14 protein-coding genes and 1 pseudogene are annotated in these 11,396 nt (G+C 35.4%); 5 read left to right on the forward strand and 10 right to left on the reverse strand.

Annotation, left to right across the window (positions count from 1 at the left end):
- Nucleotides 1–84: 84 nt before the first annotated feature.
- Nucleotides 85–279: a hypothetical protein gene (locus tag M1D60_RS17020; RefSeq protein WP_456276025.1), complete on the reverse strand. Its 195-nt coding sequence runs from the start codon at nucleotides 277–279 to the stop codon at nucleotides 85–87.
- 183 nt (nucleotides 280–462) lie between these two features.
- On the opposite strand from M1D60_RS17020, the gene M1D60_RS17025 reads away from it, so the two are divergent.
- Together M1D60_RS17025 and M1D60_RS17030 are read left to right on the forward strand one after the other, a co-directional pair.
- Nucleotides 463–837, forward strand: coding sequence for a YtxH domain-containing protein (locus tag M1D60_RS17025; RefSeq protein WP_456276026.1), 375 nt, complete (start codon nucleotides 463–465; stop codon nucleotides 835–837).
- A gap of 219 nt (nucleotides 838–1,056) precedes the next feature.
- Entirely contained in the window at nucleotides 1,057–1,593 is a 537-nt protein-coding gene (locus M1D60_RS17030; RefSeq protein WP_456276027.1) for an HTH-type transcriptional regulator Hpr, read from the forward strand.
- Here M1D60_RS17030 and M1D60_RS17035 read toward each other — a convergent pair.
- A complete protein-coding gene (locus tag M1D60_RS17035; protein WP_456276028.1) occupies nucleotides 1,590–1,943 on the reverse strand; it encodes a DUF1878 family protein in 354 nt (117 codons plus the stop codon). The genes M1D60_RS17030 and M1D60_RS17035 overlap by 4 nt on opposite strands.
- A gap of 113 nt (nucleotides 1,944–2,056) precedes the next feature.
- On the opposite strand from M1D60_RS17035, the gene M1D60_RS17040 reads away from it, so the two are divergent.
- Nucleotides 2,057–2,593 carry a DUF3267 domain-containing protein gene (locus M1D60_RS17040; RefSeq protein ID WP_456276029.1) on the forward strand — a complete coding sequence of 179 codons (537 nt, stop codon included), beginning with the start codon at nucleotides 2,057–2,059 and terminating at the stop codon, nucleotides 2,591–2,593.
- 167 nt (nucleotides 2,594–2,760) lie between these two features.
- Here the strand turns inward: M1D60_RS17040 and M1D60_RS17045 are convergent, their stop codons facing one another.
- A complete protein-coding gene (locus M1D60_RS17045) occupies nucleotides 2,761–3,354 on the reverse strand; it encodes a YpmS family protein (RefSeq protein WP_456276030.1) in 594 nt (197 codons plus the stop codon).
- A 395-nt stretch (nucleotides 3,355–3,749) separates the two neighbouring features.
- Between M1D60_RS17045 and M1D60_RS17050 the strand changes: the two genes are divergently transcribed.
- A complete protein-coding gene (locus M1D60_RS17050) occupies nucleotides 3,750–3,929 on the forward strand; it encodes a hypothetical protein (RefSeq protein WP_456276031.1) in 180 nt (59 codons plus the stop codon).
- Nucleotides 3,930–4,076: 147 nt separating this feature from the next.
- On the opposite strand, the gene M1D60_RS17055 is transcribed toward M1D60_RS17050, so the two are convergent.
- The 3 genes and pseudogenes from M1D60_RS17055 to M1D60_RS17065 form a co-directional block, all read right to left on the reverse strand.
- Nucleotides 4,077–4,160: a YjcZ family sporulation protein gene (locus M1D60_RS17055; protein WP_456279475.1), complete on the reverse strand. Its 84-nt coding sequence runs from the start codon at nucleotides 4,158–4,160 to the stop codon at nucleotides 4,077–4,079.
- A 60-nt stretch (nucleotides 4,161–4,220) separates the two neighbouring features.
- Nucleotides 4,221–4,298: pseudogene (locus tag M1D60_RS17060) on the reverse strand (YjcZ family sporulation protein); the annotation flags it as partial.
- A 104-nt stretch (nucleotides 4,299–4,402) separates the two neighbouring features.
- Nucleotides 4,403–4,489, reverse strand: coding sequence for a YjcZ family sporulation protein (locus M1D60_RS17065; protein ID WP_456279476.1), 87 nt, complete (start codon nucleotides 4,487–4,489; stop codon nucleotides 4,403–4,405).
- 292 nt (nucleotides 4,490–4,781) lie between these two features.
- On the opposite strand from M1D60_RS17065, the gene M1D60_RS17070 reads away from it, so the two are divergent.
- Nucleotides 4,782–5,660 carry a peptidylprolyl isomerase gene (locus tag M1D60_RS17070; protein ID WP_456276032.1) on the forward strand — a complete coding sequence of 293 codons (879 nt, stop codon included), beginning with the start codon at nucleotides 4,782–4,784 and terminating at the stop codon, nucleotides 5,658–5,660.
- A 46-nt stretch (nucleotides 5,661–5,706) separates the two neighbouring features.
- Here M1D60_RS17070 and M1D60_RS17075 read toward each other — a convergent pair whose 3' ends face one another.
- From M1D60_RS17075 to M1D60_RS17090, 4 genes are all read right to left on the reverse strand, one after another.
- Nucleotides 5,707–5,910: a sporulation YhaL family protein gene (locus tag M1D60_RS17075; protein ID WP_456276033.1), complete on the reverse strand. Its 204-nt coding sequence runs from the start codon at nucleotides 5,908–5,910 to the stop codon at nucleotides 5,707–5,709.
- 74 nt (nucleotides 5,911–5,984) lie between these two features.
- Nucleotides 5,985–6,929, reverse strand: coding sequence for a 3'-5' exoribonuclease YhaM (yhaM, locus tag M1D60_RS17080; RefSeq protein ID WP_456276034.1), 945 nt, complete (start codon nucleotides 6,927–6,929; stop codon nucleotides 5,985–5,987).
- A 55-nt stretch (nucleotides 6,930–6,984) separates the two neighbouring features.
- Nucleotides 6,985–10,032, reverse strand: coding sequence for an AAA family ATPase (locus M1D60_RS17085; RefSeq protein ID WP_456276035.1), 3,048 nt, complete (start codon nucleotides 10,030–10,032; stop codon nucleotides 6,985–6,987).
- 11 nt (nucleotides 10,033–10,043) lie between these two features.
- Nucleotides 10,044–11,273, reverse strand: coding sequence for a metallophosphoesterase family protein (locus tag M1D60_RS17090; RefSeq protein WP_456276036.1), 1,230 nt, complete (start codon nucleotides 11,271–11,273; stop codon nucleotides 10,044–10,046).
- Between the last annotated feature and the right edge of the window lie 123 nt (nucleotides 11,274–11,396).

The following is an 11,396-nucleotide window of genomic DNA, read 5'->3' on the forward strand; positions in this document are numbered from 1 at the left end:
CACGCCCCACGGAAAGCGAGTGTCCTGTAACGAAAATCAACAACGAGGTTTAACACAGCCTATATTTTAAATAATCTCTCCCTCCTAGATAAAAAAGTATAAAATAATCGAAAACAAGATAAAAATAGATCCAATCGCTCCCATTGCAATTGCCTTTTGTTTTAACATTTTAACAGGGGGATAAGCCCCAGTAGTTTTAGACGATATAAAAAAATGAATCATCTTTGTATAAAAAAATATCCCAATAATTCCACAACAAATCATTAAGCCTACGAGCATATCCGTTCCCCCTCTTTATTTAATGTTTATGCATTAAATCCTATTTCTATGAGGTGTTTCATCACACCTTAAAATGGGTATAAATGTAAAGAAAGGATTATCAAATTTCATGTCGAATATAGTAAAAAAATCTTTTTATACGAAAACAGCCTTAACAGTTTATTCAATGGAGGGATATAAGTAATGAAAACAAACACATTTTTGGTTGGTGTCATTGTAGGTAGTATTGTTGGAGGAATATCTATGTTATTATCAACACCAAAATCAGGATCTCAATTACGAGCATCTATCAAAGAAAATAGCCAAGATCTATCTGAAAAACTTTATAATCTTAAAATTGAAGCAAAAGACTTTCTTCAATTACTAGAACAATCTACAAAAGATGGTAAAGAAGTCGTGAAGGAATTTACAGAAGATGTCCAAAACACAATAGTTTCTTGGAAAAAGGATATTGCACCTCATCAGGTCAATATCCATAATGAAATAAAAGAAATTGAAGAAACATTAAACCAACTTGAATTAGTACTTGAATCAAGCCGCACCCCCACTTCCCACTAGGGAATATGCGGCTTCTACTTTTCTTTGGTGTAATAAGCACTTATAGTTACTAGAATGGTTGCTTACTACAAAAAGTTATTTTGAAATTTTTTTGCATTTTATGAAAACCTTTTCTTTATTATTTTAGAGTTTATTGGCATAATAGAGTTATAATCCCTAGCAAAGAAATTACTATGTTAGTAGGTGGTCATTCTGGATAATCATTCTAAAGAGTTTTCTATGAAAGAAGCCCTTGTTTACAGCCAACGGGTCGCACAACTCAGTAAGGCATTATGGAAGTCGATAGAAAAGGATTGGCAGCAATGGATTAAGCCTTATGATCTAAATATTAATGAGCATCATATTCTGTGGATTGCTTATCATTTAAAAGGGGCTTCAATCTCAGAGATTGCTAAATTCGGAGTTATGCATGTATCAACAGCCTTTAACTTCTCAAAGAAGTTAGAAGACCGTGGTTACTTAAGGTTTTCAAAAAAGGAAGATGATAAGAGGAATACTTATGTAGAGTTAACCGAAGAAGGAGAATCTCTATTGATAGAATCTATGGAAAACTATCGACCATCTACCTATTCGGTATTTGGAGGGTCACTTCCATTAAAAGAAGTCTATGGGAAATTCCCAGAATTTCAAGATTTAGTTAGCATCATCCGCAAAATCTATGGAAATGAATTTCTGGATATTTTTGAAAAATCAATTGAAAACATTGAAGATGATTTTATTGAAATTGATGGAAAGCTTTATAAACGAGTCGATTAACTGCTTTTTGTATGCTGATCAATGATCGTGTTCTTCAAAACAGTCATTAACGGCATATAGATTCGTTCTTTATGAAGCGCTTCAATAGTTTCTAATAGTGAAAGTTTTGGATTTAATCTTTCACTAAAAATCTTCAAAAGCGGAGAAAAGCCTACAAAGCCCTCTGCTTTTTGTTTTTTATATTCCATCGTTAATTCCTCGCATAAACGGTACAACTCCGCTACCTCATCTTCTGCCAGCTTTTGTTTCATCAATAAATGGTGAAAGGGCCTCTTCTCTAAATCAATTAGTTCCAGCATTATTTTTTGGTAATATTCTAATCGTTCTAAGCGTTTCTCAATGGTCTCCAAAAGGCAGCCTCCATTCATTTTAAAAAGTATAAAAAAATACCTATTGACCTTTTTCCCTAAACCAAGTAAAGTAGCAAATGTTGAATAGTTACTAACGTCTTGAGGTGAATTACATGACATGCTGGAAAACCATTAATCTATCAAAAGATTACGGGTTCCAACGATTGATTTTTCTTTCTTTTTTAATTTCGATTCTGGCTTTTATAATGTTGTACTTATCTCTTCAATTATTTTTTCATTCTAAACCATTAGAGGATAACGGCCTGTTATATGTTCTAGTAGCTGCCTTACTGCTTGTCCCAGGTCATCAAATCATTCATATTATTGCACTAAAATTAGTTGGAAAAAAAGTTAAAACTAAGATTGTAAGAAGAGGTTTATTCCCTATTATAACCATAAAACATTGTGAATTATTATCTAAGCCGCTTGCATTATTAACAATACTTGCGCCTCTTACGTTATTTACCTTTTTGTTAACTGTATTTAGCATGATGTATCCTGTCTATATCCATTATGTGTCTATATTAATGGCAATCAATATCGGTATTTGTGTGTCAGATATAGTATACAGCTACCATATTGTAAAAGCTCCACGTAAGTGTATGTTAGAAGAAAATAATGGTGGTTATGATATTATATTACATGATTAATTAACATGGTATTCAATCTTATTATGATACGACTAGACTACACGAATAGGTAGTCTAGTTTTTTTATAAGCACCTTTATTGTTGACTATGTCCTGGATACTCAACTTTGCTACTAATCATCAATGTTTTTAAGAGAACAAACTTATAAAGGACTGTAAAGAGTTCCCTTATCTCTCTATTTGAAACTCTAACTGATCCTTTTGTAGATCAAAGGTTTTAACTGATAATTGCATGCCTTGGTCTAGTTGAATTTCTCTTACATTTACAATAATTTCTTTGGTTTCTGGTTGAACTCTGACCCATTCTGGAAAATCAACCTGTTCATTTAATAAGCCAAGAACAAGTTCACCTGGGAGTTGAAGCCTACCTACACTAATTTCACGTTGCTGAAGGGTAAGTCCTCCGGTTTCGTTTACTACTGGATGTAACGTCATTTGAAAGGGGATTTCTCTATTGAATACAATTAAATTACCTCGCAAATAAATAAAATCCTCTAAAACCACTTCATAATTTATATTTTGAACTGCCTTTTCCTGTTCAGCTAGTTCATCCTGTATCCAGCTATTTATGGCTGTTCTAGAAGTAGATAATGTAAAAAACGGTCGCCCCTTCTCGACTTCTGCTTTAGGTATGGTTAATTCTGGTTGTTCTGATAAAAGTAAACGAATGACAATAGCAAGTATAACAATCGTTACGGTTAGAACCGTTCCTAATAATATAAAAAATGCTCGTCTCCAGTTTTGGTTCTCCCACATTGTCATGTCACCCCATTTTCATCATATCTTTAATAAGGAGAATATCCCTCTTTCAAAAAATGTGCTATCTTTATGCACCTCGCACTAACAAAATCCACAAGTACTAGGCTAATGGATTTAAAACTTAGAGCCTTTTTTAAGACATTTTCAGAAATTTATGTAAAAATGGTAAATATACATAAAGTTAGTTCTTGTTCTTTCCAGATTTCTATATCACTATTGCTTAAATGAAAAAATGAAACTTAACACATCCAAATAATTAAATTAATTTTCTTTTAAATTATATCTACTATCAAGCAGTATACCTCATACATATACAGACTTAACCGTCTTAACAACAAAATTTTCATGTTTTCATGTCATTATAATTATCTTATACTATAAAAAGGAGGGGCTCAAATATGATCATTTTATATATTCCATTGGCTGTATTGATCCTTTACTTCATTAACAGCTTAACTAATGCTTTATGCATTCAAAAAGAAATACCTGATGAGCGCCAACCAAAAGTTTTTCGCACTATCAACATTTTGGTCACGATTTTGCTCATATCATCGTTTGTTGAGGTTATGTATACATAAGTAAAGAGAAGGTCAAACAGGTCGTTCCTGTATGATTTCTCCTTTATTCTACTATGTAACAAGATATTCACATAATCCCACAGCTCATATTTTTAAATTTACTTAAAAAGTGGTGATCCCTATGATCACCACTTTTTTTATATTATATTAAGCCCAAGAAGCACCAATGATGATTAAAAGAATAAACAATACAACGATTAACGCAAAACCTGCACCATATCCGTGTGACATAATACATACCTCCTAGTTTTTTTTATAAATTAGGCAGAGATCACCTCTGCCTTAGTTTGCTTATAACCAAGCAGCACCAACAATAATTAAAAGAATAAACAACACTACGATTAACGCAAAACCTGCACCATATCCGTGGCTCATGAGAACACCTCCTTTAACAAGGCTAAAATATCATATGCCATTGCTCTAAAAAACGAGTAGGCGTTTATCATACATTTAATGATTATTTTTAAATTTAGTTATGCAACGTAAGCAGAACCAACAATAATTAGTAATATGAACAGCACGACGATAAGCGCAAATCCACCAGTAAATCCGTGACTCATTCAGATTACCTCCTTTTGACTTATAGTCGAAATTTTTTCTTTTTGCTCTTCCCCTAAAGAATAATTTATTTCTTTAGGTTTACTACATACTATACAGCTACAACTTTTTTGACTAAACGAATGTCCCGGTTTTGATGAAAAATAGGCATTTGTCCCGATTAGTTACAGGCTGATTCCTCATTTCTTTTTTAGAAAAATATGGTATAGTAATGGATGTAGTTTTTTTGGGACATACTGTTTAAGGAAACCCATCCATAATTCTACAAATTTTCTACATATAGGAGTGTTAAATATGAGGAGATACCTACTGACACTAACCCTTACAGCAGGTGTTTTAGCCCTTACGGCATGTACAGATGACAATAATGCAGGAAATGTGGATGATTCAGAAGTAGTGGTTGAATCAGAAGCTGGCGCTATAACCAAGGATGAATTTTACGAAGCAATGAAAGAAAGATACGGTGAACAGGTACTTCGTGAGCTTGTGTATGGAAAAGTTTTAAGTCAGAATTTTGATGTAACAGATGAAGAAGTACAAAAGGAAGTAGACCTACTTAAGGAACAATATCAAGATCAGTTCCCTATGCTACTTCAGCAAAGTGGTTTTAAAACTGAAGAACAGTTGAAGAAAACCATGAAAGTTGGCCTCATGCAGGAAAAACTAGCTATGCAGGACATTGAAGTGACAGATGAAGAAATTCAAGAGCACTACGATGCATTAAAGCCTGAAATCCAGGCAAGCCATATTTTAGTGGCTGATGAAGAAACAGCTACAGAAGTGAAGCAAAAGCTTGATGAAGGAGCAGCCTTTGAAGAACTAGTAGAAGAATACTCAACTGATACTGGTACTGTTGCGGCTGGTGGAGATTTAGGGTTCTTTGGAACAGGGGTTATGGATCCAGCTTTTGAAGAAGCTGCCTATGGATTAGAAATTGGTGAGGTTAGTGGACCTGTTCAATCCCAATTCGGGTTTCATATTATCAAGCTTACCGATAAGAAGGACCTTGATCCACTAGAGGACATGAGAGAGACAATTGTAGAAGAACTTGGTCGTGCGAAAGTTGACTTCACTCAAGTTGAAGCCATGGTTCTTAATGAATTAGAAGAAGCCAATGTAGAAGTAAAAGATGATGAACTAAAGAATATGTTTGAGCCGGTAGAAGAGGAATAATGTAAAAAAGGAAGGTGTCCAACTAAACTGGACACCTTCCTTTCTTTTAGTTTGCTACTGTTTTAACCTCATCTGTTTGCTGCTTTCTTTTTTCACGTTCATACTTAATTCTTTCAATAAATACCTGACCTTCACGCTCAATGTAAAATTGTTGCATCTTTCTTTCCTTCTTACCAGTTTGCACCATCATGATGCCGCTACCTACAATTCCAGTTACTACTAAGTAAATCCACCACGGAATAGTAATCATAATTTCATCCCCTTTCAAGACAAGCTCTGATTACGAACAATATATGAAACTAGACCGTAATTTATGCCCCTTACTTATTTATGAAAGTTTGGTTTATAGAATGAGCGATTATCAAGAGCAAACACACGATCAGAAAATTCTCCAGGCTTAACATGCTCTAACGCACGATCTAGCATGTTCATCTTAGCGTCTAGATTATCAATATAATGGAGAATTTCTGCTTCTTTAATTAGAGGTGGCTTTGGACTACCCCATTCGGCTTTTCCATGATGACTTAGGACAATATGCTGAAGAACGGTTATCTCCTCACCAGCGATACCAAGCTCCTCAGCAGCTTTGCCGATTTCATTTACCATGATCGTGATATGGCCAAGTAGATTTCCTTCTGTCGTATAAACAGTGGACACTGGTCCAGATAGCTCAATAACTTTTCCTAAGTCATGAAGGATGACTCCAGAATAGAGTAGATCTTGATCTAATGAAGGGTAGAGCCCTGATATAGCCTTAGCAAGGTCAAGCATCGAGACTACATGATACGCTAATCCAGAAATAAACTCATGATGATTTTTGGTAGCTGCTGGATACTCTAAAAATGACTGCTGATACTTCTTCACTAAATGTCTAGTTACTCGTTGTATATTAGGGTTTTTCATCTCGAAAATATACTGAGTAATCTTTGACATCATTTCGTCCTTTTCTAGAGGAGCTACCTCTAAGAAATCATCGATTGATACTGAGTCTGTATGATTTACCGGACGAATATTACGGATTTTCAGCTGATTTCTCCCTCTATAGCTATGAACATCTCCATACACTTTGACGATCGATTGAGCAATAAACTCACTTTCATGTTCAGGTGTACAATCCCAAAGCTTCGCCTCTATTTCTCCGGTTTGGTCTTGGAAAATAAGGGTAAGGAATGGTTTTCCGTTACTTGCAATTCCTTTTGTACTAGATTTAACTAATAAATAAATATCGATTTGTTCTCCAACCTCAAAATGCACAATTCCCTTTGCCATTTCAATCCCCCTTATTCAGTCATACTCTAAAATTTTATACTTGCATTATATCATATTAGATTTTATCTCTTACTAGGCTTTTATTGGTTAATGGTCCCTGTAGCCTAGTTATTCCGTGTTCATCTTCGCTTAGGTAGGGTAATGCTCCCTGATGGCATGTAAAGAAGATGATTTGTCTTTCTTTTGCTAGTTCCTTTAGTAGCTTTAAGGTTACCTCATATCTTGCTTCATCAAAGTTTACGAAGCTATCATCAATAATTATTGGAAAGGTAACGGTTGATTGGTAGTATCCAGCTAATGCTAGTCTAATTGACAAGTATAGCTGTTCAGAGGTTGCCTGACTTAGTTCATTGGGCATAAATCTTACTCCATCTTTACGTTCAACGATGATGGAATGAATATCATCCTGTAACAAAACTCTAGAGTAGCCATCTTTTGTAAGAACTCTAAAATGCTGCTCAGATTTTTGTAGAACCTCTGGGAGGCGAACCATTCTATAATAGTCCTTTGTCCGTTGTAAAACACCTTTAGCAACAGCCAGCTTTGACCATTCCTTCACCTTATCCTGTAGCTTAGATTTTTGAAGTTCAAGCTTTTGGAGAAGTGTGGAATAGGTACCTGCTTCCTCCATTTGCTTTTTTTGCAATTGTATTTTTGCAAACTCTGCTACCAGCGTTTTTTCTCTTTGTAAATATTCTTCATATGTATTTACATATGTATCTCTTTGATTAAGCTGTTCATACAAAACTTCCCATTGATTATTAAAATCTTGAAGGTTGTTATGATTATAATGAAGAAGGACCATCATATGCTCATTAATTCTCTTCTCATGCAGATCTAAATCATTCCATTTTTCAAGCAATGACGCTTTCTCTCTAAATACATCTTCGTTTTCAGCACCTGATGCTTTATATAGTTGGAGGATCTGTTCTTCAAAATATTCGGCTTCACTCGTTAATTGTTCTAGTTCTTCCATGACCTCTTTCTGATTTTCTTTTATTAGGTCCCATTCTCTTTTCTTCCCCTTTTCCACTTCAAGTTCATCGGAAAGGTTTGTAGGTGTCACTTCAATAGCTGAAAAAGTACGGCCAATCCGCTGAAGTAATTCCTGATACCCGGTTTGATAATCATTGACTATTTGTGTAAGTTTCATTTGATCCTGGTTATGTTGTTTAAGTTCCCTGCTTGTTTGCACGAGTTCTTCCAGGTGCTCATAGTATTCTAGGATCATTTGATAAGAATAGGCTTGTGGAACTTTAAGCTTAACCTTGACCTGATCTAATTTCAATGAAACGTCATAATAGGAATGCTCCCACTTTTCAAACTGTTGGATTGTTCGTTCATATTCACTACCAAGTTGCTGAAGGAGAATTTCCTCTTTATTGATGAGCTGTTGGAACTGATCATCCTTTGCTATTAATTGTTCTGCCTCCATCCAATTTGAAGAATTATGGTTCACCTGGTCAAGCTTCACTAGCTCTTCCTTTAACTCTTTAAGCTCCTCTTGCAAACTCAATTGTAATGGTCGATTATGGAATACTTTTGTGAGAACCCATGCACTAACTCCTAATAATGCTCCAATTATAAGAAATAGGATTCCTGTGACTACTTGTCCCATCACCAGCTGCCAAATGCCATAACCCAGCATCACTAGAGAAAAAGGTAAAATGAATATACTTCTAATCCGCTCAACAGATTTTTTTTGCTTCTCTTGTTCACTGATCTGCTTCTTTACACGCTCGTACTTAGAATGGCTTTGTTGACGGTTATTGTGAAGAACTTTGTGATTCCTTTGAATTTCAACAATCGAAAGTAGTTCTTTCTTCCTTTCCACACTCAAGAGCTGTTGCCGGTAGTTGTAGAGATTATTTTCAATCACTTCGATTTGACCCTTTATTTGATCCTGTTGCTGTTCTAATATTTCCTTTTTATGAAGAAGACTTAGGTAATCCTCAACAAGTAATTTCAAGTCGTTTTTAACAGCAAGTGATAAAGGAATTTCCTCTATTTGTTCCTCGACAAGGTGAATCCCTAAGGTATTCTGAATTTGAATAACTCGATCCTTCATGTTATTAATCTTTGAATTTAATTCAGAAAGCTTATCCTTTATATGCACGACGTTATTATACTGCTGTACAAAACTTTTTACTTCAGCCTCGCAGTGAATAAGCTCTTCGTCAATCGTTAGATTATCTATCTTTTTTTGATAGTCATCATACTGTTTTCTTAGTCCTTTAATTCTAGCCTCAAGGGGCAATAAATTTTGGTTAATCTGCTCCATCCTTTTCAATCCGTCAATCGGAATATTGGGTGGTTCTCCTAACTGCTTCTTCTGCGTTTGTATGGATGTAAGTTCTGTTTTCAAAGGAATATATTGCTCGAATACATCTAAACTGTTTGTTAATAGACGAAGCTCTTGAAGCTCTTTCTTCACTTCTTTAATTTCTGAATCAAGTCTATATTCTTCTGTTATCAGTATTTGATACTCCCCCGCCTGAGCTTTAGCAGCATGTACTTGCTGAGCTAGCCTAGCTGTTGCTTCAAGGTCTTGGTTAAGCTCCGGCTTCTTACCACTAGGCTTAAAAAGGAGCTCCATCTCCTTTGTTAACTTTTTTTCTAGCTCAATTATTTGATCATTCCCCAGTATGCTTGTTGAAAGGAGGTACTGACTTAATTCATCTCCATTAATTGACTGAATATCTTGTAGTCCCTGTAGTCCAAATGAAAAAATAGAGGTGAACAGCTTTTTGTTCATACCATTTAACAGCTGAGTTAGCTCATCTTCTCCACCAACTGTACCGTCCTCAAAGTACACAGTAACTTCACCAGCGGCTTTACCAGAAACCCGCTCAATGGTGAATACAACATGTTGATCCGTTTCAAAAGTAATTTTCCCACCAAATTTCATACCTTCTCTTGGTTCATATCGATTCTCTTGTTGATTCCTTAGAGGAAAGCCAAATAAAATACTATGAATAAATGACATAATTGTAGATTTACCCGCTTCATTCTCACCAATAATTGTATGGAAACGATCCGTAATATCTAGTTGGTAATCTACTAATTTTCCGTAGCCATATATGTGTATGTGTTTAATGATCATGCACTCACCTCCTACGTACTCGTCTTGAACAGTTCGTTGATGATCCAATTTTCAGCTTCTTCTTTTAAGATACTCTTTTCACTTTCCTCTAATGGGGACAGAAACCGCCGAGCATCCTTATGTGTATATAAAGGAGCTACATCCTCGTTAAACTCTTGATAATTTTCAAACTGCTGAAGTAAATCTCCAAGAAAATGTAGCTCTTTCTTTAATTGATCCTTATCCTTAATAGACCTTGCTTGATAGTGAATGGAACTAAACCATACAAAATTTGTTCGATTCTCTTCCCCTGAATGAAGAATATCAAGTATTTCTTCAACATCTACTGAATTGGTAAGAAAATCAGTTAGATGACCACTGCCGGTTACTTCAAGGAAGACCATGACACCTTGCTTCGTTCTCCTTAGCTGTTCCATTTCTTGTTTACAAACATGAATAAATTCATCGATGGAATTCACTTCTGTAACGGAGAGCTTTATTCTCTCCCATAAAATATCACAGGTGTCTTCGAATGAATACCTTGTTTCACCTTCGTTCATCGATACGATATAGCAGCCTTTCTCACCGGTTTCCTTTCTATGCCGCCCTTGTATATTTCCAGGGTAAATAACGGGAGGGTCAGAGTGAACCACTTGTCTTTGGTGAATATGTCCTAGTGCCCAATAGTCAAAGCCCTTAACTTTTATATCAGATAATAAGAAAGGAGCATATGGATTATGATCCTTATTGGAGGCAAGCGTCCCATGCAAAATGGCAATATGGTAGCATGGCTCAGTTCCCTTTTCATAGTTAATTGCCATGTTGTCAGTAACTGCCTTATCCAAGTAGCTAAACCCATATAGATTAGCAAGATGTTTCCCTTCTTTTTTAAAAGACTTTACCTCAATTTGATCTGAATAAAAGTGGACATTAGCTGGCCACTCTAGTTGAATCCAATTACCGTTTAAAGGATCATGATTTCCATGAACGATATAGACCTGGATCCCTGCTGATTGTAGGCGAAGAAATTCATTTCTTAACCGTATTTGAGCTCGTAGACTTCGTTGCTCAGAATCATATAAATCTCCAGCTATGATGACAAAATCAACATTCTTGCTAATTGCTAAATCGATGATTGTATGTAACGAAACAAAGCTACTCTCTTGAACTCTTTTAAGTAAAGAATCTGGTAAGAACTTTAGACCTGTATATGGACTGTCAAGATGCAAATCTGCTGTATGAAGAAATGTAATTGGCTTCACACTCTCACTTCCCTCTTATCTTCGTGTCCATATTGTACCATCTTCTAAATGCGAATGCACGTTCCTATCGAGATTCTAAACCTAAAAAAAGAGAAGAATGAACAATATGGCTCATACCACGCT

Source organism: Bacillus sp. AK128 (assembly GCF_053903075.1).

Bases quoted from the DNA above. Each gene is read 5' to 3' on its own strand.
- M1D60_RS17030 (WP_456276027.1), top strand. From the start codon at position 1,057: ATGAAAGAAGCCCTTGTTTACAGCCAACGGGTCGCACAACTCAGTAAG.
- M1D60_RS17045 (WP_456276030.1), bottom strand. From the start codon at position 3,354: ATGACAATGTGGGAGAACCAAAACTGGAGACGAGCATTTTTTATATTA.
- M1D60_RS17050 (WP_456276031.1), top strand. From the start codon at position 3,750: ATGATCATTTTATATATTCCATTGGCTGTATTGATCCTTTACTTCATT.
- yhaM (WP_456276034.1), bottom strand. From the start codon at position 6,929: ATGGCAAAGGGAATTGTGCATTTTGAGGTTGGAGAACAAATCGATATT.
- M1D60_RS17070 (WP_456276032.1), top strand. From the start codon at position 4,782: ATGAGGAGATACCTACTGACACTAACCCTTACAGCAGGTGTTTTAGCC.
- M1D60_RS17085 (WP_456276035.1), bottom strand. From the start codon at position 10,032: ATGATCATTAAACACATACACATATATGGCTACGGAAAATTAGTAGAT.
- M1D60_RS17075 (WP_456276033.1), bottom strand. From the start codon at position 5,910: ATGATTACTATTCCGTGGTGGATTTACTTAGTAGTAACTGGAATTGTA.
- M1D60_RS17065 (WP_456279476.1), bottom strand. From the start codon at position 4,489: ATGAGTCACGGATTTACTGGTGGATTTGCGCTTATCGTCGTGCTGTTC.
- M1D60_RS17020 (WP_456276025.1), bottom strand. From the start codon at position 279: ATGCTCGTAGGCTTAATGATTTGTTGTGGAATTATTGGGATATTTTTT.
- M1D60_RS17040 (WP_456276029.1), top strand. From the start codon at position 2,057: ATGACATGCTGGAAAACCATTAATCTATCAAAAGATTACGGGTTCCAA.
- M1D60_RS17055 (WP_456279475.1), bottom strand. From the start codon at position 4,160: ATGTCACACGGATATGGTGCAGGTTTTGCGTTAATCGTTGTATTGTTT.
- M1D60_RS17025 (WP_456276026.1), top strand. From the start codon at position 463: ATGAAAACAAACACATTTTTGGTTGGTGTCATTGTAGGTAGTATTGTT.